Genomic DNA, 20,417 nt, shown 5'->3' with positions numbered 1-20,417 from the left:
CCCAGACACCACGCTTTGGAATTCACTCCGTCTCTACGAATGGTTAAAATTGTGTAAACAATGCGGAAGGTGAATCTTGACATTTGAGAGAAACGCCGGATGCCGCTGTTTGTGTGCGTTTTTTCCTTTCAGATAAACTTTTTTTGGGGCTGAGAGGGACAACAATACCTTACATTCAGTATTTGCAAGGCTTTGCGTTTTTCTTATCAGGACCTTGCCCCAAAGGTGCATGGGGTGCAGGTGGTCGGAGGTTCGAATCCTCTCGTCCCGACCATGCGTATACAAGCGGGGTATTTACCCCGCTTTTTTTATTGGCAAATTTGGGAGGCAAAATAACAAATGAAAAACTATTTTGAAAGCCCCTTCAGGGGAAAACCCATTGCCGAGCAAATAACAAATCCAAATATTACAGTTGGACGATATAGCTACTACTCCGGATACTATCATGAACACTCTTTTGAAGAGTGTGTTCGTTATTTATCGCCAGACCGAAATGATGTCGACAAATTGATTATAGGCAGTTTTTGTTCTATAGGATCAGGGGCTAGTTTTATTATGGCAGGTAACCAGGGTCATCGTTATGACTGGATAACAACTTTCCCCTTTTTCTACACGCAAGATGAATATACACATAATGAAAAGTTTGCTTTCTCTGAAGCATGTGACGGCTACGCCCCTATGGGAGATACTGTTATTGGGAGTGACGTATGGATAGGCTCTGAAGCTATGATCATGCCTGGAGTCAAAATCGGCCATGGTGCTGTCATCGGAAGTCGTGCCCTCGTTACAAAAGATGTGACCCCTTATTCTATTGTCGGAGGAAATCCAGCTCGTTTCATACGAAAAAGATTCTCCGACGAAGAAGTAACTATGCTTTTAGAAATGACGTGGTGGGAGTGGCCACTGGAACAGATAAAAGAGAACATGCATCTTCTTTGTTCTAAGAATGTTCGCGCTCTCTATAATTTATGGCATAATACAAAATCGGTTGATAAATAAGAAAATAGACACGGAGGGGAAATGAAAGACCAAACGTTTAAACATAAATCAAGTCTAGGACAAAACTTTCTACAAGATAAAAACATCTTGGCTCAGATTGTCAAATGGGCCTCCATTGAAGAATCTGATGTCATTTTGGAAGTAGGAGCCGGACAAGGCGTCCTCACTCAGCAACTCGCTCTTTCTCCATGTAAATCTGTTTTTGCCCTAGAGATAGATAAATCATTACATCCATATCTTGATCCGTTAGAGGAACAATATAAACCTCGTCTTACTATCTTTTGGGGTGACGCCGTAACCTTTGATTATGAAGATTCTTTACCTGAAACTCCTACTAAAGTTGTGGCAAATATACCCTACAATATAACTACTCCCTTGATTTGGCGCCTCCTAGAGGTGTTTTCAGGTAGGGGATTACAATCTATGCTCTTTATGGTTCAGCGAGAAGCTGCCTTGCGCTTAATAGCCCCTCCTAAGACTAAGGACCGCTACCCTCTTGGCATTACTTTAGAACTCATGGGGAAAAGTAAAATATTGCGCAAAGTTCCCCCTCAGGCTTTTTTCCCACAGCCTAATGTAGACTCTGCTGTTATAAAGATAAATATTGATAAAAATTTTGATTTAGCCCAACATGGAAGTTGGAGAAATCTTCTTCGCGCTTCTTTTGCTCAGAGAAGAAAAACATTAATCAACTCTGCTTCACGCAACGGTATTAATAAAAACAACCTTATTGAAAGTTTCTCGATCCTTAATTTTTCTCCAACATTGAGAGCCGAAGATTTAACTGGAGAGGAATGGCTCGCTCTCTGGAAAACGTTGAATTCCCTTTAAAAAAACAAAGAGGCCCTTTAAAGGGCCTCTTCTCTACAATAAAAAACGAAAAATTCCTATTCCACTTTCTCCTTCAGTGCTTTACCCGGTCTGAAGACTGGAACTTTCTTTGCTGGAATCTTAATTACTTTTTTAGGATCCTGAGGATTTCTTCCCTCTCTGGCAGCTCTCTCGCGAACCTCAAAGGTGCCGAAACCAACAAGCTGAACTTTGTCACCTTTGGCAAGAGAATTCTCAATGGCCTCAAGCACTGCACCTACGGCAGCACCTGCTTCACGCTTGTTGAGACCTGTTGCTTTAGCTACTGCATTAACAAGATCTGTCTTTGTCACCCCTAATTACCTCCTTTTCTTTGATTTAATATAAAATCATGTAATTGACAAGCTTTGCGCTGATTTATTATTACCAGTAACTGCCACTGCGGTCAAGTAGAAATTTCACTAATATCAAATTATGACTTAACTCGCCAATATAAACGTAATGGGACCCCATCAAAAGTTTCTATTTCTCTTAACTTATTCTCTATATGTCTCGCAAAAGACGTTGTAACAATTTCCGGATCGTTTACAAAAAATACAAAGGTTGGCGGTTCCGCATCAGTCTGTGTGCAATAGTAGATTTTCAAAATTCTACCCTTACGACTTGTAGGCAACGCCTGAAAAGCCAAAATGTCGCGTATTAGACGGTTCAATATATTTGTCCCTATTCTTTTTCGGCGATTATCCCGAACTTGTATAATTGTTTCCGTAAGTTTATGTAAACCTCTTTTTGTCAAAGCTGAAACAAAAAGCAAGGGAGCATGAGAAAGGAAAGGCATCTCTTCCCTTATTTTCTTTTTCATCGCATCCCCCAACTTATCGGTAGATTGTAATGTGTCCCATTTATTAACAATGAGAATTATGCCCTTTCCCTTTTCAAGAACCTGCGCTGCCATCTTTTTATCTTGATCAGTAGCTGGTTCATTAGCATCCATAACAAGAAGGGCAACATCGCTCCGATCAACCGCCTGAAGGGTTCGTACAAAGGAGTAATACTCTATATCGCTATCAATGCGGCTCTTTTTCCGAAGTCCCGCTGTATCTATAAAACGAAATTTTCCTTCCTTTGTTTCTACTATCGTATCTGTAGCATCTCTTGTAGTTCCTGGTATATCACTCACCAATACCCTATCGTTGCCCGCAAAGGCATTGACGAGGCTTGATTTTCCGACATTCGGACGCCCCACAATCGAAACCCGCACTTCCTCTGGATCAATCTCCACCTCTTCCTCTTCAGGTAAAAGAGAAACAGCTAAATCAAGTAGATCGTCAATATATCGTTTATGGAGGGCACTAATGCCTATTACATGTTCAAAACCGAGGGTGTAAGCATCATAAACTCTATCTTCATGCACTCCATCATCAAGCTTATTGGCAACAACAATGACTGGTTTTCCCGACCGTCGAAGAATGTGTGCAACGTCTTCATCCATCCAATTAGGACCCGCAAGACCATCTATAACAAACAATATGACCTGGCTTTCCTCAATGGCTAACGTCGCCTGTTTTCTGATCCCATCAACAAGTGGATGTTCGTCACGAACAAGAAGCCCACCCGTATCTACAATATAAAAGTTTCTCCCTTTCCACTCTGTCTCTCCATAAATGCGATCACGGGTTACACCGGGCATATCATCTACAATGGCATCACGGCGACCCAAAATTCTATTGAAAAGAGAAGATTTCCCTACATTGGGTCTTCCCACTATTGCTATTATGGGCATTTTCCCTATATTCCTCCTTTAAATTTCTATTTAATCGATCCAAAGAGAGACCAACGGAAAGCCCTCTCTCGATTTTGAAATATTAAACCACGGCTCAAGAACTTTCTTTAGCTTCCCGGGGCGCTCAACAAAAATCCATAAAGTTTTCTCCTTACCCCCCGGATCCATAGCCATTATATTTTTCTCTACAAGATAGTCTAATAACTCCTCTTTCTTGTTAGGAGGCGGAGTAATCTCTGCTAAAATACTAAAGGGTGGAAAACCATATTCTTGTCGTTCTTTGAGCTCTTTATACCAAAAGGACGTCCATCCCTCAAGAATTCCTCTCTGCCAACCCTTTCCTGGCCTTCGAGATTGTATGATAACCCGTCTTTGCGCCGCTTCTCTTCCACGCCAGAAAGATTCAAGTACCATACGATATGCATCAAATTTTGACCGATAGACCACTTTACGAGCCTCAGCATCGGCGTCAATCCAACCTATCATGCCAACAAGCATAGAATCACAAAGTGAAAGAGCTGCTCGTGAGCCAACAACTATTCCTCCATGAACAAAATGCGCATTAATTTCTCTCAGTCTTTTTTTGCTTGTATTTTTTTCCGCATGCCATTCTACCACTGGATAGCCCTCTCCACATAGTGCCTGAGCTATTTTCAATACAATCTCTAGTCCAGGACGCTTGCCACTAAGTAAAAACCCTCCGCATTTTGGACATTTTTTAGGGAAAGGAGCCTTGTACCCGCATAGCGGGCAGGTGACATTTACTGCTTCTTCTTCCGCTCTCAATGCCACTCCACATGAATGACAAACAAGTGTGCCACCGCACTCCTCACATGTAATTTCTCCGGCATACCCTTTTCGATCAAGAATCCATAAAGCTGTTCTTTTCTCGCCCAAGCATTTCATCGTTTCTCGTACCAAAGACTCACTTAGTGGAAAAGAAGAGCTTATTCCCGGGAAATCAGGTTTAGGAGCAAACTTTGTATCGACAAAAAAGGCTCTTTTCTCCGGAGAAACGAGTTGTTCCTCCGGTTTTTTATGAAGGAATATTTTCGATGAAGGTAATCGACCACAAAGATATAAAGAACTTTTTGCTATACGTGCTCTCTGCACAGCCACTGAACGTATCTGCAGAAAGGGAACAGATTGCAGGCGGTATGCAGGGCTACTTTCTTCATCTACAAGTATAAGCTCCGGGTTACATAGAGGGGCAAAAACAGCACCAGGACCACCTACTATGATATTAACATCTCCGATACGAGCTTTGTTCCAGGCTTCCCATAGCTTTTTGCCACCAACAGAAGGCCATAGCAGCACTTTTTCAAACCCTTGTGTCTCTAAAAGAGAATAAAAAAGCTCGGCTAAAACTCTTTCAGGAAAAAGCAAAATAGCCGAGCCCTGGTTATTCCGTAAGATATCTACATACCTTTTATGTCGTTGTTCATCCTCTGAAAAGTAATAGTAATTTTGCGTAAAGGATCTATTGAGCTTTTCTACTCCAGAAGGGGGGATAGGCTCTGTCGCTTCTCCCTTTAAAAGTTGAGAGGGAGACATCACCCGTAATGCCTCTCCTCGACCACACAGAAAATTAACGCCTATCCAATGACTCAACAGCCAAAGATCATTTGGAAATAGAGTTTCTTCATCTAATGGCCGAATAAGGGAACGAATACGGAATATTTCTTTGTTTTCCGATGGGCCAGATGACCTTCCAAGAGAAAAACCCACACGTTTTGAAGGCCCCATGGGAACAAGTACACGAACACCCGGCTTCACATCCCCTTCATACTCATACGATAGAGAATTCCACCACGGCCCAGGAACAACAACATCAATCAACGTCAATTGATCGCTTCCTTGTGACACAGTTCAGCAACAGTATTTAAGATTCCCCAAGCTACTTCTTCTTTGCTTCCTTCAAGCTCAAAAAAATCGCCCTTTTTCATTATAACTTTAACCCGATTCGTATCGACGGCAAAACCGGCATCACAAGCCGTAATATCGTTAGCCACGATAAGATCAAGGTTCTTTCTTTCCATCTTGCCTTTAGCATGTTCGATAAGATGACTACTTTCTGCAGCAAATCCAACAAGTACCTGTTTAGAAGTTTTCCTTTTCCCAACCTCAGCAGCAATATCCGGATTTTGAACTAGGTCAAGAGAAAGCGTATCTTTCCCTTCTCTTTTCATCTTCTCAGTTTCAATAGATGCAGTTCTATAATCACTTACTGCTGCCGCTTTTATGATAATGTCAGCACTGGACATTTCATCCATAACTGCTTTATACATATCCATACCAGACTCCACTCGCTGACAAGGTATGCCATAGGGATCAGAGAGAGAGACCGGTCCCGAAATAAGCTTGACAGTTGCACCTCTGTACCAAGCTGCACGAGCAAGAGCAAAACCCATCTTTCCACTACTTGGATTACTGATAAAACGAACGGGATCTAAAAATTCCCACGTAGGTCCCGCTGTCACAAGTATGCTTCTATTCAAGAAATCTTTCTTAGGAGAGAGACTTTTCCATACTTCTTCCATAATTACGGTAGCGTCTGGTAGTCGTCCTCTTCCCTCATATCCACAAGCTAGATTCCCAGTATCTGGCTCCACAACTACATATCCCAGCTCTTTCACTCTTTCGATATTCTTTACAGTAGCAGGATGAACAAGCATATGCTCATTCATTGCAGGAAAAAGCAACACAGGAGCCTCTGTAGCTAAAACAGTAGCATCAAGCAACCGTTCTCCATGACCTTGAGCTAAACAAGCAAGAGTTTCAGCAGTACATGGAGCAACAAGCACAATTTCAGCCCAATCTGCCAAATGTATATGCGGAATTTCCCAACCGCGATCTGCTGAAAGAAAATCTTGCTGTCTCCATACACGACGTCCAGCCAAGGTTGAAAGAACCATTGGACTTACAAAAGCTTCTGCTCCCTCTGTTAATATAACTTCGACTTCACAGTCTGCTTTTTGTAGAGTACGAAGAATCTCAGGAGCCTTATAAGCGGCAATTCCGCCAGTAACGCAAAAAACAACTCGTCGCTTATTTTTCCACGTTAGCATCGGAGTCTCCAGGGAACAATATCTTTGCCCGTGAAGAAGGGATTCTGTATTTGACTCGTCCTTTCGCGATATCCTCCATTGCTAATGAAAGATGCTCTTCTATGTCTTCTTCAAGCATGCGACTCTTTTGTTCACTTATCCGACGGCTCCAATTAGCGACAAGAACTGTTAATAAATATTTATTGTCTATTCCAGTCTTTTTTTCTAAACTATCAATATCATAAAACTTCATTTTTTAACCTCCCCACTATAAACAGCACTCTAGTTTATAACTGAGAATAATTTTTTTTATTTCAAGTGCAGCCCGTTCCACGCAATCATTTACAACAACAAAATCGTAAGCTTCTGCCTTTGCCATTTCTTTTATGGCATTGTGAAGACGAAGTTGAACAGTCTTCTCTTCTTCCGTTCCTCTTTTTCGTAGTCTCCGTTCAAGCTCTTCAGTAGAAGGAGGCATTATAAAGATAAGAACCGCGTCAGCAAAAGCGTTTTTTACCTGAAGTGCGCCTTGCACATCTATTTCAAGAACAACATCATTCCCAGCCTGCAACTCTTTCTCTACATCCGATTTTAACGTCCCATACGAATGATCATGAACATTAGCCCATTCGAGAAATTTTTCTTCTTTAACCAACCCTTGAAAAGTAGTCTCATTCAAAAACCTATAATCAACCCCATCTATTTCACCATTTCTAGGTTCTCGAGTTGTACAAGAGATAGAGTAAACTAATTCAGGCATGTGCTGAAAAAGTGTCTTTCTAACTGTTCCCTTTCCAGCACCGCTAGGTCCCGATATAACAAATAAGTTCCCTTTTTTATTTGTACTCCTCATTGTCCGCTTCTTCCTCAAATCGATTAACTATAGTTTCAGGTTGAATGGCCGAAAGAACTACATGATTGCTATCAGTAATGAGGATAGCACGAGTTTTTCTACCTTGAGTAGCATCAATTAATCGCCCTTCGTCTTTAGCTTCCTCTTTCAACCGCTTAATAGGAGCTGAACTAGGATGAATAATGGCAACAATACGCTCTGCTACAATCATATTGCCAAAGCCAATGTGAACTAATCGATACGACATCACCATCACTCCACATTCTGTACTTGTTCTCGTATCCGCTCAAGTGCCGTCTTTGCCTCTACGGCAAGCCAGCGTATTTCTGCGTGAGTCACTTTAGACCCTATCGTATTTATCTCTCGATTCATCTCCTGAATCAAAAAATCCATTTTCCGTCCTTCAGAAACTTTCCCGCTCAAAATAGTATTAAATTTGTCGATATGACTTCGTGCTCTGGTTATCTCTTCTGAAATATCCCACTTATCAGCCATAAGGGCTATTTCTTGAGCTATTCTATTTTCATCGACTATTGGCCCGTTATCTTCAAATATCTTTTTAATTCGTTCTCTTGTCTCATTCATGGCTTCCTCTTGAGCTTTTTCCCAAAGAGAGGAAATTTGATCGATCAAGGATGAAAACAAATCAAGATGTGTTCTTATATCGACTTCCAGATGATTCCCTTCTTTTTCTCGCATATTTTGCAAGGAGTCGACGGCTTTCGAAACCATTTCAGAAAGTGTTTTCTGTATTTCCTGCTCAATCGATTCTCTTCCCTCAGGAGAATCAGTAACGCCAGGTAAATGAAGTAAAGATTCTACTCGAATTGGTGCCGAGACGCTTAGTTTTTTTTGTATATCCTGTATCTGGTAATAGTAATCCTGCAAAATCTGAGCATCTATCGAAACAGCCCTAAACGATGAAGACCACGAAACATCGACATTAAGCCTAACTTTACCTCGTCTGATAGATTGCCTCAGTTGATTATTCAAGATTGGTTCGCAATAAGAAAGTTCTCTTGGTAATCGTATAGATATGTCTTGATATCGATGATTAATTGTAGACATTTCCACAACGAGTGTCCCCCATGGAAATGTTTGATTCTCCCGACTAAAACCTGTCATGCTTAAAAGCACAATAAATCCTCCCGTCTTTTATGGGCTACGTAATTGTTTTATTAAAAAGCTGAGATTCGACTTCTTGCAAGAGATCCTCAATACCTTCTCCCGTAAGAGCACTAATCACTTTCACAGAAGCTTTACTTTGAAGTTCCAAACGTGTCTGAAGAAAAGGTATGAGGGTCGAATCAAGCTTATCTATTTTATTCAATACTACAATGCGAGGAATAGTAGACGCATCTATGTCAAAAAGAGTATCCTCAACAACTTCCAATGTCTCCAGAACATCAGGCATACTTCCGTCAAGAACAAGAAGAATGAGCGATGCCAAAGATATTTCTTCTAGAGTTGTTCGGAAAGCCGCAATAAGCGTTGGAGGAAGGTCTCGTATAAACCCTACTGTATCAGACACAAGCACATTATGTCCTGCAGGGAGCTTAACTTTTCGAACAAAAGTATCTAATGTAGAAAAGAGCTGATCTGCTATATAAAGATCTCGGCCTTCGCTTAACTGCTGTAAAAGAGTCGACTTTCCACTGTTCGTGTATCCGGCTAAAGCAACTGTCGGTATTCCAGCTTTTTCACGTCGATAACGTTGAAAAGTTCTCCGCTTACGTACTTGCAGAAGCTTACCATTAATATCTCGAACGCGTCTTTCTAGTTTCCGTCGATGCCGTTCAAACTCGGTTTCTCCAGGTCCACGAGTTCCTATCCCTGCTCCTAACCGAGACATTTGTCGTCCTAATCCTTTTAAATGAGGGATTTCATATTGACACATGGCCAGTTCTACCTGTAGACGTGCTTCTGTAGTTCTAGCTCTCCGCTCAAAAATTTTCATAATAACGAAAGGCCTGTCCCAAATTTCAATGCCTAAAATTTTCTGCATATTGACACGTTGGCCTGGGGTAAGTTGCTCATTACATACAAAGATATCGGCCCGTACCTCTTTGCAAAAAAGAGCGCTTTCTGCAATTTTCCCTTTGCCTAACATATAAGCAGGATCTGGTTTATCTCGTTTTTGAATAATTTCTCCAACAACTTCAATATTGAGACTTCTCAAAAGCATTGCGAGCTCGTCTAAAAGAACTCGTGTATCATAGGCTTGTACAGGCATATCTAATGCAGCAATAACTGCACGCTGATGACGATGTTCTTTTCTAAGATCAAACACTCTTTTCAAGGTCGCTCAACGCCTCAGATATCTTATCTAAAAACTTCTTCCGACTTTCTTTTGGAGATTCGCCCTCACTTATCTCTTTGGGATATATAGTTTCGCCAAAAAGAACAGTAATCGATGTCGCTCGTATAAATTTTGCCCCCGGCGGCATTGATTCAAAACTCCCTTTAATATATGCAGGGACAACTGGCGCACCACTTTTTAAAGCAATAAGAGCCGCTCCCCCTTGCAAAGATTGAAGCTTCCCATCTAAAGAACGAGCACCTTCTGGGAAAAGAAGAACATTCTCCCCGTTCTCCAATAGCTCTAAAAACGCTTTTAAAGCCATTCCCGCGCTCTGTTGATCCTGTTTATTTACTGGAATAGCCCCTAATGTTCGAATGAGAACTTTCATTATCCACGAAGAAAAAAGCTCTGCCTTTGCAAGATATCTTAAACGCCTTGGAAAAACAGATCCTACAAGAACTGGGTCAAGGTTACTACAATGATTAGCAACAACAATAACGGGATCTTCTTTAGGCATCGGCGCAATCCATCGAACAGAAAGACGATTATAAAGTTTAAAAAAGACCAAACAAAAATTTTTCACTACTGCATAAAATAATCGTTTCATAGAGCCACCTGTTTATTATGTTCTTTTACTATTTTTATAAGATAAGCAACCACTTCATTTTCAGTCATAGAAGAAGTATCCACTACAATAGAATCTTCAGCTTTGCGAAGGGGAGCAACCTTTCGTGTTGAATCAAATTGATCACGAGTTCTGATCTGTCGCAAAACTTCTTCAAAAGAAACATGCTCTCCCCTGTCAATTAACTGCAAATGACGCCTTTTCGCTCGAACCTCATCCGTCGCCGTAAGGAAGATTTTAACTGCCGCTTCAGGAAACACAACTGTTCCCATATCTCTGCCATCAGCTACTAATCCACTTTCTTCAGCTTGTTCTCTCTGAATAGAAAGCAAACAGCGCCGCACCGTTGGAAGTGCAGCGTAAGCAGAGACAATACTATCAACCCAAGGGGAGCGTATATGTTCTGTGACATCTGCCCCATTAATATAGACACATCCATCACTGAGAGAAACTTTTATTTTAGAAAGAACCTCCATAAGAGCTGGTTCTTCCTTCGCTTCAAACCCCATTGTGTTTAAATAAAAAGCCAAAGCTCTGTAAATTGCACCTGTATCAAGATAGTCTAGCCCAAGCTGTTCAGCTACCTTTTTAGCGACAGAGCTTTTGCCTGCACCCGCAGGTCCATCAATAGCTACAACAAGATTTTTCATCGCCATTTATTATAAATCTCCCATCTCTTCCAATTCCTGTGTTGCTACTGAGACAAAATCCACTATCTCTGATAATAATAGTTCATAATCTGAAATGCCAAGGCGTTCAAACACTTCTGGATAGAGAGGGTTCTGTAGCCCCTCAGCACCTATGCCAACCCCCAGCATAAGACATAATGCATTGGCTAGATGAACCGTATCGACAAGAGGCTGAAATTTTTCCCCTTCCTCTGGAAGACGGTCTGGTGTGTGGTGAAAAGCGGCAACGTATTGATATTGTTCTGGGAGCTCCCATTTTTCCACAAGCAACGCACCAACAAGAGCATGATCAAAACCTAAAACCTGCGTTTCAGCATCAAGAAAGGGTACTTTTTCTTCTTCTACAAGTTTAATAATTATACTGTAGCCAAATCGTACATAGTCATTTAAAACAACTTTTCCGATATCATGAAGCAAACCTGCAACATATGCTTCTTCCAAAGAAACTTTCCCTGTTCGTTGCGCTATATATCGTGAAGCATAAGCAACTGTTAAAGAGTGTCTCCATAGTTCTCCCCGATCTAAAGCATATCCGCTTAAAGGTTTATCCATGAAAGAATAAACGGTTGCAGCCAAAACAATATTACTAATATTTTTATACCCTAAGAGAGCTATTGCCTCTGCAACACTGCTGATTTCACGGGATACCCCATATGCAGCAGAATTAGCAAGTCGAAGAGTTCGAATAACTAATCCTTCATCACGCGCCAGGCTTCGAGCAACGTCTTTAGCACTACTTTCAGGGTCATTCAACAACCTAAGGGTTTCGATAACAAACTGAGGGAACGATTTAATTTCCTTTACGCGATTAATAATGCGCGACTTGATCAATTCCCTGGACCGATCGTCCATCGTGTTCATGGCATGCCCCCCATATCCTTATTGAAAGAACCTACACTACTCCGCCCTGCTGTATCTTTTCTAAAAGCTCACTCCGCGAAATTTCGATAGTTTGTCCTTTTTTAAGATTTCGCAATTCCATTCTACCAATTCTTCGACGAATAAGCATCCTCACCCTGAATCCAAGTTGCTCAGCCATAAGACGAATTTCTCTTTTCAATCCTTCCGAAATAGTAACAGAGACCCATCTTCCATAAGGAGATCTTCGAAGAGGGCACACTGCTAAAGGACGAACGAGCCCTCCTTCTATTTCAACCCCCTTCAACCAGGATTCTATCTTTTCTTCTGTTATTTCTTTATTCAATAAGACTTCGTAAAGTTTCGCAATATTCGAAGAAGGATGCATAAGAAAATGTGCGAAATCACCATCATTGGTCAAGACAAGTAATCCTTCGCTCTCTTTATCGAGGCGACCGACAGGGAAAAGTCTCAGTTTCGAATACTGAGTAGGAAGGATATCGACGACTGTTGTATCAAAACGGTCTTCGACAGCGCAAACTACACCTATAGGTTTATTCATAACAACATATATTTTTTTATCCGGGGAAATAGCTTCTCCATCAAGAGTTACTGTATCTTCATCTTCTACAACTGTCGAAAAAACCCGTACAATGTTTCCATTAATAGCAACGCGGCCAGAAGAGATAAGCTCTTCCGCTTTTCTACGTGAAGCAAGGCCGCATGAGGCAAGATACTTATTCAGTCTTATTCCCATTTATTTATTTTTTACACTCCTCTGCAACAAACTCTTCAACTTCTTCGAGTGTTGGTAAATCCGATATAGATTCAAGACCAAAATGTTCAAGAAAAACAGGTGTAGTCCTGTACAAAAGAGGCGAACCCGTTCCTTTTCTACGCCCCGCAATACGAATAAGTCCGTATGAAAGAAGTGTATCAAGAACTCGCTCGCAACGTACTCCTCGTATCTCTTCTATTTCCGACCTCGTTACAGGCTGGTTATATGCTATCACTGCAAGACTTTCTACTGCAGCCCTGCTCAACCGCACCTTTTGCCTCAAAGATGTTTCCCTAAAAGCTGAAACTACATCTGAAAATTCTGGATCAGTATATATCTCCCAGCCTTCAGCAACTTTACACAAGACAAGACCATGCTCTTCTAAATAATGGTTTGCCAGTTCATTCAATGTAGAACGTATATCCTTAAGGGAGACGCCTAAATGATCAGACAACTCACTTTCTGAGACAGGGGATGTCGCTATGAAGAGAATTACTTCAATCTGCTTTGCTAGAGACGATAACATCACCAAACATCTCCTTTTGCGTAATGGATACACGTCCTATTCTGGACATTTCTAAAAGAGCCAATAGTGTTACGACGACAACTGATCGGGAAGCAGTGTTTTTGACAATATCAGAAAGCAACAAAAAAGAACGTTTTTCAAAGTACATCTCAATTTCTTTAATTTTTTTATCAATTTGGAATTCCTCTGGCACAGCAACGGGAATTCCTCGCCAATTTATATTTGATCTCTCATCTAAAGTTTTTGCTGACTCCTGAGGAGAATAAGATGCGATCATATGCCACCAAAGATGACTTAAACTATATAAATCTCCTAAATCATATGTGGGCGTTTCCTCAATCGGACTTTCTCGTTTAAAGAAATTATCGTGTTTTTCTTTTTTTTCTAAAAGCCAAAAGGCAGCCCGACGATAGGGCCTATAGCGAGAAAGATTATTCATTAATTCTTCTTCGGATATAGGCCCCTCAGACTCTATTTGATCCACTTTTACCTGTCCAGGCAAAAGTGCAAGTATCTTTTCAAGAACAAGGCCAGCAGCTAAAGAAAGAAACTCAGCTATAACATAGAGCGATGTTTTTTTAGAATTAGCTAAATAGGCCCCATAAATATGTACTAAGTCTGACACCTTTATCTGCGTCGCTTCAAATTGGCGACTTTCTACAAGATAGCAGAGTAAGTCCAAAGGCCCTGAAAACCCCTCTATTTCTACACGAAGAGGAAAGGTACCCTTTTCCACGAGCTATTTCCTTTTAAGCTCTTGGCACAAAACCAATAGCCTCTACGACCTCATCTATGGTTTGTTGGGCAACTACCTTAGCACGCTCAGCACCACTCAAGAGAATATCTCTTAAATTATCTGAATGTGCCTCAAAATAACGGCGACGTTCATGTATTGGTTCCATTATGTGAGTAATATGCTCCATAAGCATCTTTTTACACTCGATACATCCGATTCCTGCCGTTTTACACCCGTGAACAATCTCTTTATGCTGTTCTTTATCTTCGTTAAATACCTTATGAATATCCCATACAGGACATTTATCCGGATCGCCTGGATCTTTTCTTCTCTGTCGAGCTGGATCCGTCATCATCGTTCTTATTTTCTCCCACATTTCCTCAAGGGTATCTGCAATATCGATACCGTTGCCATAAGACTTACTCATCTTACGTCCATCAGTGCCGGGCACTTTAGGGGTTGGTGTCAAAAGCATCTGAGGCTCTGGGAAAATTTCGCCATAGAAATTATTGAAACGGCGAGCCATCTCTCTGCTTATCTCAAGATGAGCATTTTGGTCTTCTCCAACAGGAACGAGCTCTGCCTTGTACAATAAAATATCAGCAGCCATAAGAACAGGATATCCTAAGAAAGCATAGGTACTCAAATCTTTATTTTGGATATTCAGAATCTGTTCTTTATATGTGGGGTTTCGCTGGAGCCATCCAAGAGGGGACACCATCGATAAAGCCAAGTGCAACTCTGCATGCTGAGGAACATGAGATTGCATGAAAATTGTACACTTTTCAGGATCCAAGCCAGCTGCAAGCCAGTCTAAAAGAGCCTCTCTAGAATTATTTCTAATTTTGCTGCTATCAGCATAATCAGACATTAGGGCATGCCAATCGACAATACTATAAAAACACTCGTATTCATTTTGAAGGCGAACCCAATTTGTCAACGCTCCAGCCAAATGGCCAAGATGAAGTTTTCCCGTAGGACGCATACCGCTGAAAACTCTTTTTGCCATGTTCTTCCCACCTCTATTATTTATTTAGTAAAAATTTATATATATCACTTTACCTTGATATCCTGGTTTATTTTACTCGATTTGCAGCCTATCTGGCCCATTCTCTCTTACTATTTCCACAGAAACACCTTGTTTTTCAAAAATGTCTTTAAGCGCGCGAAGAGAATATCTTTCCATTTCTCCATGATCTACGACACAAAGAGCCATTCCCAAAGCACAAATATCTAAAATCTGATGGTATTTCATATCTGCCGTAATATACACATCTACTGACTTTTCCAAAGCATTTTCCCATAAATCGCCACCAGAACCGCCGCATAATGCCGCTTTATGTATTACTCTGTCAACATCACCATATGCTGTAATCCAAGTAAGATTCCACTCTTTCTTTAAGAAAACCATTAATTCTCTTAAAGAACATGGCGTTTTTAACCATCCCCATGCCCCTACCCCAACTTTATTTTCATCGGTTATAAGAGCCGAAAAATCCTCACGCAAAAAGGTTTTGGCAAGTTGGGTATTTACACCTCTGTCAGCCTTGTCCCAATTAGTATGCATGCTGATAATGGTTAATTTATGAGCAAGGGCTTTTTCGATAATCCGCGCTATCGGCGTACTTAAATCTATTGCTTTCAGCGGAGAAAAAATCAGTGGGTGGTGTACTACAAGGCAGTCGCAATCTCTTGAAATGGCCTTCTCCACTGAATCTAAAGAAGGATCAAGGGCTAGCCCGATTTTTGAAACCATCCAATCTCTATCTCCAACCATAAGGCCACTATTATCCCAAGGCTCAGCAATTTTCATGGGGGCAAAAGTTTCAATATAACGAAGCAAATCAGCTACTTTCATTATTTCACCTCCCAAAATCTCTTACGCCATTCACACCATACAAAAAAAGCCGCTTCCTGCAGGGAAACGGCTCTTATCTTCGATGGTGGGCCTACCTGGACTCGAACCAGGAACCTTCCGGTTATGAGCCGGTGGCTCTAGCCACTTGAGCTATAGGCCCGAAAAGAACGCTGATCATTATACGCCCGACTCCCCTCTAATTGCAAGCCCTAAATCACTAAAATATCTTTTTTCACAACTAAAGGGGGATTTTTCAACCGAAGAATCTATTCCTCAACTGTAATACAGCCTACAGGACAGCTTTCAGCTGCATCGCTAACACACTCAGCACCTTCCGGCTTCATTACTTTCGCTACCCCGGCATCCTCGTCCAATGAAAATACCTCTGGGCAAATCTGAGCACATACGCCGCAACCTATGCACTCGTTTTTGTCGAGACTTACACGCATGAAGACCGGTCACCTCCTCCTGAAGCAGGATTTTATATCAGGTCAGATTCAGAGTCAAACTTTGTTCTCAATCTTATTTTGAGCTTATTTTGAAAAAGTAACTTCAGGGGTTGATTTCCCGATCCCTTTTAGATGGAATAAAGCAACATAGTCAGAAACAGCCTTTACTTCCGGTTCCGACGCAGCAAGGAAGACGCCAATGCCGCAAACATCTGCTCCAAACTCTTTCGCAACAAGCAACATTCCGGCAGCCGTACTGCCACCTCTCATGAAGTCGTCTACTATTAAGACTCTACTGCCTCGCTGAAGCTGTTTTGTTCCCATATACATAGCCTTCACTTCCCCTGTCTTTGTCGGGAAATGAACAGCAACAGCAGAACCGTCACTGGGACGATTTCTAAAGCGGCAAACCGCAAGAGGAACTCCAAGAGCATGGGCTGTAAAAAGTCCAAGAGGAATTCCCTTTACCTCAGATGTCATCACTATGTCAGGTTTAGATGCCTGAAAAAGGCTCGCCATAACAAGCCCAAGACGAGAAGTATAATATGGATTGAAGAGGATATCACTGTAATAGATTAGTCCTCCAGGTAAAATTCGATCTTCGTGAGAAAGAAGAGATATTATTTCGTTAAAAAGTTCATCTTTTACTTCTTGCGACATTGCCGGAACAAAAGAAGCTCCTCCGGTTCTCCCCCTGTCGACTTGAATTCCCCCCAGACCTTCCTGGGTTAAAGCCGAATCGATCATTACCACATCATCACTAATAACGGTTTTTGAAACGCCAAAATCGTTCGAAAGTGCTGTAAGGGAAATTTGTCGAGACGGCGTTGTCAAAAAACGGCATACAGTCCTGATAAGACGTTCCGTTCTCTGTCCTTTCAACGATCATCACTCCAAAATAGAATTTGTTGAATCCACTGCATTTTTTCAAAGTCGGATAGTTTTACGCACGCATCTTCAGAGTTAAATAAAGCAAAGACACTACTTCCACTCCCCGACAGTCCATAGGCGATAGCGCCACTTTGTTTACACGCATTAAAAAATTCCTCGTATTCAGAATGCATTCCAAACAACCATGGGTAAAAATCATTGGGTAAAAGCCCTACATTTTCGCCCCGTGACAAAGCTTCATAATACTTTTCTGCTTCGTCAAGACTCTTTTCTTCGTCGAGAGGAAAATTTCCTCCCTCAGCTATTTTATAAAATTTATCTACTTCCGCATAAGCCCAAGGAGTAGACACCCTCCATTCTGGTATGGCAACAAGTATCTTAAAGGGTGGAAAGGATGCTTTATATGTATACTTCTCACCTACTCCTTGCACAAGAGCTAGAGAAGAATCACTGTAAAGAAAAGGAACATCAGCCCCAACTTTTTCTAAAATATGTGGAGAAACAGGCTTTCCCTCAAAAAAGCGAGCCCAACGAGCAAAAGAAGCTGCATTTCCACTTCCCGCCCCCAGGCCAGTTCCTGGAGGAATACGCTTTGATAGATAAATATTAAGATGAGGAAGAAGCCAACCATCATTTCTTAAAAAGCGCATTGTCTTTTCTACAGAATTTTCTCCATTGATCTTCATATTGCTTCGTAGCTCTAATTCCCTGACATTATCTTCTTTACTAGTGGAAATTGTCAATGTCTCGATTGCCGGTAACCGCCCAAAAAGAGAAACCAAGGAATGATATCCATTCTCTAATTTTCGGGTCAGCCGTAAAGTCAAATTTATTTTTCCATCAGAAGAGACAGAATATCGCATCAATGCTCCTCCCTAGACAAAAAAAATACCCCGGCGCATTACAGCGCCAGGGGCTTAAGGTTACATACAAGGCTTATTATGTATTGTCTCCAGACATCGGCTCCAATTCAACTTCTTTTGTAAGAAGTTCCACATAACTGAACGATACTTTACTATCTTGAGATTCAACATAAAGCGTAAAGAGGTTCGGATATGTTTCTAGTACGACACCCTGTTTTTCTTCAATTTTTCGGCGTCCTTTTGATGTCCGGTATTTCACGCGCAATCCCTTGTACAATGCCACTTGCTCACGAATCGAAGCAAGGTTTCCAGCCATAAAGGGTCACTCCTACTGTTAAGTTTTATGAATTATAACACAAAAATACATAAAACACAAACAATGTGGCTAAAACCTCGCGAAATTGTTACCTTATTTTTAACTTTTTGCTTCCAATTTGTGTAAGAGTAAAACTCTTTTCTCCCCGACCCTTCGGGTATATCCCCTGGCATCCATATACTCAAGAAGGGGCAAAACAAATTTTCTACTACTTCCAGTAACATCGCGAACAGTAGCAATTGTTATGTTGTCTTTAATATCTTTCAAGATAAAGAGAAGTCTTTCCTCAACTTTTTTTGACAAAATATACTTACTGCCAACAATAAAGGATTCTCCACGTTCACGAAGATCTTTTAAGAAGAGCGAAAAATCTTTTTCACTCATAGCCATCTTTTGTTGCACTTCTTCGATAAGCGGAAGTTGAAATCCAAGTTCTTCGCAATATGCGTGGAATTCCTCAAGACGTTTAAAGAAAAGAGTATCATCCTGTGGAGTAAAATCTGATAACCGTACAAAATTACCGTCAATGACAATAAGATTTCTTTGACTTATCGTATCAAGCAATGTTCGTGCAAGTTTTCTCTCAAGCAGCTTTAAAGGACCTGTTAAGATATCATCTATAATACACCCCGCCTGATGGGGGCGTTCGCTGTGGAAGTTGGTCAAGAATTGTTCTACTGCATCGTGATATTCTTTGAAAGTTTCTGGGGACATATAATAATCAGTCGAAGCTGAGAGTATCACCATTTCCCCTTCTTCTTCCAATTTTTGGGCCATTACTATAATATCTTCTGGCAACTCCTGCAGGTCGAATATTATGTCTCCACGTGAAATGGAGCCATGAGATTTAACAAGGATATTGATTCTCTCTTGTAAATCATTGGCGCTCATCAAACTTTCAAGACGATGCTTGTAACTGTTTTTTGCACCTTTCCCCTTCGGTTTTCTTCCATAGGCAAATAATATTCTTCCCCCTCCAATTGTAACAAGGGGACTGTAAAACCGAATTACAAAACGCTGATCAATAGAAGCAACAATATCTTCTTCCAGTACAAGTTGCGCAACTGTCGATTCCCCTGGTAAAAGAGTAGTCTTATCAAACAGGGAAACTCGAGCAATAACATCTGCTGTTCCAATGTGAAGTCGAACTCGTTGCCAGTGTTTCAGGGGCTCGGGAGAAGATTGAAGAAGCCTCAACTCTACGTCACAGCATTTTGTCTTTTTGTAAATATCCTTAGCACACACGACGTCTCCTCGCGTCAGATCGTCTAAGGATACGCCAGAAAGACTCATAGCAACACGTTGACCGGCCCAGGCCACCTCAACACCATGACTATGCACCTGTACACTCCGAACGCGAACTTCCTGATCGGCGGGCAAAATAGAAAGATCCATTCCTGGTGACACCTGCCCCCTATAGGCAGTACCAGTCACTACCGTTCCAAAACCAGAAATAGGAAAAGCTCTGTCTATTGGCATAAAAAAGGGACCGCTACGAGTTCGAGGATTAACTCTATCAACCAACTTCGCTAATTCTTCCATAAGAAGAGGTATGTTTTTATTCGTTACAGAAGAGACCGGTATAATTGCCTTCCCTTGCAAAAAGGTCCCCTGAACAAAGTCAGCTACATCAGCTACTGCAAGTTCCAAAAGTTCATCATCAACCATATCTGACTTTGTAATGACAATCAGCCCATCTTTCACACCCAGAAGGTTGAGGATAGCTAGATGTTCTCGAGTCTGAGGCATAACGCCTTCATCAGCTGCAACAACCAACATTACTGCATCTACGCCTGAAGCTCCTGCAACCATTTGTCGAATAAACTTCTCATGCCCCGGAACGTCCACAATACTGACAATCCGACCATCAGACAACTTTAAAGGAGCAAACCCTAATTCTATGGTTATTCCACGTTTTTTCTCTTCGTTGAGTCTATCGCAATCAAGACCTGTCAGAGCTCGAACAAGTGTTGTTTTGCCATGGTCAATATGACCAGCCGTACCCAAAACAAGGGATATTTCCTGTTCATTCAC

General features: G+C 41.3%; 24 protein-coding genes and 1 tRNA gene. 2 read left to right on the top strand and 23 right to left on the bottom strand.

Annotation, left to right across the window (positions count from 1 at the left end; genetic code table 11):
* Window positions 1–339 precede the first annotated feature (339 nt).
* A complete protein-coding gene (gene catB / locus VB083_RS02700) occupies window positions 340–999 on the top strand; it encodes a type B chloramphenicol O-acetyltransferase (protein WP_213699392.1) in 660 nt (219 codons plus the stop codon).
* A gap of 21 nt (window positions 1,000–1,020) precedes the next feature.
* Window positions 1,021–1,830, top strand: coding sequence for a 16S rRNA (adenine(1518)-N(6)/adenine(1519)-N(6))-dimethyltransferase RsmA (rsmA, locus tag VB083_RS02695; protein ID WP_213699393.1), 810 nt, complete (start codon window positions 1,021–1,023; stop codon window positions 1,828–1,830).
* Window positions 1,831–1,886: 56 nt separating this feature from the next.
* Here rsmA and VB083_RS02690 read toward each other — a convergent pair whose 3' ends face one another.
* The 23 genes from VB083_RS02690 to selB all read right to left on the bottom strand — a co-directional run bounded on the left by VB083_RS02690 (window position 1,887) and on the right by selB (window position 20,417).
* Window positions 1,887–2,162 (bottom strand): HU family DNA-binding protein, encoded by a 276-nt coding sequence (locus VB083_RS02690; protein ID WP_213695726.1) that lies wholly within the window; start codon window positions 2,160–2,162, stop codon window positions 1,887–1,889.
* A 119-nt stretch (window positions 2,163–2,281) separates the two neighbouring features.
* Entirely contained in the window at window positions 2,282–3,592 is a 1,311-nt protein-coding gene (der, locus tag VB083_RS02685) for a ribosome biogenesis GTPase Der (protein ID WP_213699394.1), read from the bottom strand.
* A gap of 30 nt (window positions 3,593–3,622) precedes the next feature.
* On the bottom strand, window positions 3,623–5,437 hold the full coding sequence (locus VB083_RS02680) for a prephenate dehydrogenase (RefSeq protein WP_323401687.1): 1,815 nt from the start codon (window positions 5,435–5,437) through the stop codon (window positions 3,623–3,625).
* Window positions 5,434–6,660: a bifunctional phosphopantothenoylcysteine decarboxylase/phosphopantothenate--cysteine ligase CoaBC gene (coaBC, locus tag VB083_RS02675; RefSeq protein WP_213690537.1), complete on the bottom strand. Its 1,227-nt coding sequence runs from the start codon at window positions 6,658–6,660 to the stop codon at window positions 5,434–5,436. Before coaBC ends, VB083_RS02680 begins: the two co-directional genes overlap by 4 nt.
* Entirely contained in the window at window positions 6,641–6,892 is a 252-nt protein-coding gene (locus VB083_RS02670) for a DNA-directed RNA polymerase subunit omega (protein ID WP_213690536.1), read from the bottom strand. Before VB083_RS02670 ends, coaBC begins: the two co-directional genes overlap by 20 nt.
* 15 nt (window positions 6,893–6,907) lie before the next feature.
* The gene (gene gmk / locus VB083_RS02665; RefSeq protein WP_213690535.1) at window positions 6,908–7,492 is read right to left on the bottom strand and encodes a guanylate kinase; all 585 of its coding nucleotides are present in this window, start codon (window positions 7,490–7,492) and stop codon (window positions 6,908–6,910) included.
* Window positions 7,476–7,739, bottom strand: a complete 264-nt coding sequence (locus VB083_RS02660) for a DUF370 domain-containing protein (RefSeq protein ID WP_213690534.1) — start codon at window positions 7,737–7,739, stop codon at window positions 7,476–7,478. The genes gmk and VB083_RS02660 overlap by 17 nt, the downstream gene beginning before the upstream one ends.
* A gap of 5 nt (window positions 7,740–7,744) precedes the next feature.
* Window positions 7,745–8,629 carry a YicC/YloC family endoribonuclease gene (locus tag VB083_RS02655; protein WP_213690533.1) on the bottom strand — a complete coding sequence of 295 codons (885 nt, stop codon included), beginning with the start codon at window positions 8,627–8,629 and terminating at the stop codon, window positions 7,745–7,747.
* A gap of 25 nt (window positions 8,630–8,654) precedes the next feature.
* Window positions 8,655–9,782 carry a GTPase HflX gene (gene hflX, locus VB083_RS02650; RefSeq protein ID WP_323401760.1) on the bottom strand — a complete coding sequence of 376 codons (1,128 nt, stop codon included), beginning with the start codon at window positions 9,780–9,782 and terminating at the stop codon, window positions 8,655–8,657.
* Window positions 9,775–10,401 (bottom strand): lysophospholipid acyltransferase family protein, encoded by a 627-nt coding sequence (locus VB083_RS02645; protein ID WP_323401686.1) that lies wholly within the window; start codon window positions 10,399–10,401, stop codon window positions 9,775–9,777. The genes hflX and VB083_RS02645 overlap by 8 nt, the downstream gene beginning before the upstream one ends.
* Entirely contained in the window at window positions 10,398–11,075 is a 678-nt protein-coding gene (cmk, locus tag VB083_RS02640; RefSeq protein WP_213690530.1) for a (d)CMP kinase, read from the bottom strand. Before cmk ends, VB083_RS02645 begins: the two co-directional genes overlap by 4 nt.
* Window positions 11,076–11,078: 3 nt before the next feature.
* Entirely contained in the window at window positions 11,079–11,969 is an 891-nt protein-coding gene (locus tag VB083_RS02635; protein ID WP_213690529.1) for an HDOD domain-containing protein, read from the bottom strand.
* A gap of 31 nt (window positions 11,970–12,000) precedes the next feature.
* Window positions 12,001–12,723, bottom strand: coding sequence for a pseudouridine synthase (locus VB083_RS02630; protein ID WP_213690528.1), 723 nt, complete (start codon window positions 12,721–12,723; stop codon window positions 12,001–12,003).
* 4 nt (window positions 12,724–12,727) lie between these two features.
* The gene (gene scpB / locus VB083_RS02625) at window positions 12,728–13,270 is read right to left on the bottom strand and encodes an SMC-Scp complex subunit ScpB (protein WP_213690527.1); all 543 of its coding nucleotides are present in this window, start codon (window positions 13,268–13,270) and stop codon (window positions 12,728–12,730) included.
* A complete protein-coding gene (locus tag VB083_RS02620; protein WP_213690526.1) occupies window positions 13,242–14,006 on the bottom strand; it encodes a segregation and condensation protein A in 765 nt (254 codons plus the stop codon). Before VB083_RS02620 ends, scpB begins: the two co-directional genes overlap by 29 nt.
* Before the next feature lie 13 nt (window positions 14,007–14,019).
* On the bottom strand, window positions 14,020–15,015 hold the full coding sequence (gene trpS / locus VB083_RS02615; protein WP_213695737.1) for a tryptophan--tRNA ligase: 996 nt from the start codon (window positions 15,013–15,015) through the stop codon (window positions 14,020–14,022).
* 72 nt (window positions 15,016–15,087) lie between these two features.
* A complete protein-coding gene (locus VB083_RS02610; protein ID WP_213690524.1) occupies window positions 15,088–15,864 on the bottom strand; it encodes a Nif3-like dinuclear metal center hexameric protein in 777 nt (258 codons plus the stop codon).
* A gap of 83 nt (window positions 15,865–15,947) precedes the next feature.
* A tRNA-Ile gene (locus tag VB083_RS02605) sits at window positions 15,948–16,024 on the bottom strand.
* 106 nt (window positions 16,025–16,130) lie between these two features.
* On the bottom strand, window positions 16,131–16,313 hold the full coding sequence (locus tag VB083_RS02600) for a ferredoxin (protein WP_213690523.1): 183 nt from the start codon (window positions 16,311–16,313) through the stop codon (window positions 16,131–16,133).
* A gap of 84 nt (window positions 16,314–16,397) precedes the next feature.
* Window positions 16,398–17,195, bottom strand: a complete 798-nt coding sequence (locus tag VB083_RS02595; RefSeq protein ID WP_213690522.1) for a phosphoribosyltransferase family protein — start codon at window positions 17,193–17,195, stop codon at window positions 16,398–16,400.
* Window positions 17,192–18,067 (bottom strand): 4-(cytidine 5'-diphospho)-2-C-methyl-D-erythritol kinase, encoded by an 876-nt coding sequence (locus tag VB083_RS02590; RefSeq protein ID WP_213695739.1) that lies wholly within the window; start codon window positions 18,065–18,067, stop codon window positions 17,192–17,194. The genes VB083_RS02595 and VB083_RS02590 overlap by 4 nt, the downstream gene beginning before the upstream one ends.
* Window positions 18,068–18,143: 76 nt before the next feature.
* A complete protein-coding gene (locus VB083_RS02585; RefSeq protein WP_213690520.1) occupies window positions 18,144–18,383 on the bottom strand; it encodes a Veg family protein in 240 nt (79 codons plus the stop codon).
* 99 nt (window positions 18,384–18,482) lie between these two features.
* On the bottom strand, window positions 18,483–20,417 hold the full coding sequence (gene selB, locus VB083_RS02580) for a selenocysteine-specific translation elongation factor (protein ID WP_213699397.1): 1,935 nt from the start codon (window positions 20,415–20,417) through the stop codon (window positions 18,483–18,485).

Origin of the sequence: Aminobacterium sp. (assembly GCF_034926885.1) — a bacterium.
Taxonomy (GTDB): Bacteria; Synergistota; Synergistia; order Synergistales; family Aminobacteriaceae; genus Aminobacterium.
The sequence above is the reverse complement of the archived record's forward strand: the minus strand, read 5'-3'. Positions and strand labels throughout refer to the sequence as shown.

Bases quoted from the DNA above. Each gene is read 5' to 3' on its own strand.
- catB (WP_213699392.1), top strand. From the start codon at position 340: ATGAAAAACTATTTTGAAAGCCCCTTCAGGGGAAAACCCATTGCCGAG.
- rsmA (WP_213699393.1), top strand. From the start codon at position 1,021: ATGAAAGACCAAACGTTTAAACATAAATCAAGTCTAGGACAAAACTTT.
- der (WP_213699394.1), bottom strand. From the start codon at position 3,592: ATGCCCATAATAGCAATAGTGGGAAGACCCAATGTAGGGAAATCTTCT.
- coaBC (WP_213690537.1), bottom strand. From the start codon at position 6,660: ATGCTAACGTGGAAAAATAAGCGACGAGTTGTTTTTTGCGTTACTGGC.
- VB083_RS02670 (WP_213690536.1), bottom strand. From the start codon at position 6,892: ATGAAGTTTTATGATATTGATAGTTTAGAAAAAAAGACTGGAATAGAC.
- gmk (WP_213690535.1), bottom strand. From the start codon at position 7,492: ATGAGGAGTACAAATAAAAAAGGGAACTTATTTGTTATATCGGGACCT.
- VB083_RS02660 (WP_213690534.1), bottom strand. From the start codon at position 7,739: ATGTCGTATCGATTAGTTCACATTGGCTTTGGCAATATGATTGTAGCA.
- VB083_RS02645 (WP_323401686.1), bottom strand. From the start codon at position 10,401: ATGAAACGATTATTTTATGCAGTAGTGAAAAATTTTTGTTTGGTCTTT.
- cmk (WP_213690530.1), bottom strand. From the start codon at position 11,075: ATGGCGATGAAAAATCTTGTTGTAGCTATTGATGGACCTGCGGGTGCA.
- VB083_RS02635 (WP_213690529.1), bottom strand. From the start codon at position 11,969: ATGAACACGATGGACGATCGGTCCAGGGAATTGATCAAGTCGCGCATT.
- VB083_RS02630 (WP_213690528.1), bottom strand. From the start codon at position 12,723: ATGGGAATAAGACTGAATAAGTATCTTGCCTCATGCGGCCTTGCTTCA.
- scpB (WP_213690527.1), bottom strand. From the start codon at position 13,270: ATGTTATCGTCTCTAGCAAAGCAGATTGAAGTAATTCTCTTCATAGCG.
- trpS (WP_213695737.1), bottom strand. From the start codon at position 15,015: ATGGCAAAAAGAGTTTTCAGCGGTATGCGTCCTACGGGAAAACTTCAT.
- VB083_RS02610 (WP_213690524.1), bottom strand. From the start codon at position 15,864: ATGAAAGTAGCTGATTTGCTTCGTTATATTGAAACTTTTGCCCCCATG.
- VB083_RS02600 (WP_213690523.1), bottom strand. From the start codon at position 16,313: ATGCGTGTAAGTCTCGACAAAAACGAGTGCATAGGTTGCGGCGTATGT.
- VB083_RS02590 (WP_213695739.1), bottom strand. From the start codon at position 18,067: ATGCGATATTCTGTCTCTTCTGATGGAAAAATAAATTTGACTTTACGG.
- VB083_RS02585 (WP_213690520.1), bottom strand. From the start codon at position 18,383: ATGGCTGGAAACCTTGCTTCGATTCGTGAGCAAGTGGCATTGTACAAG.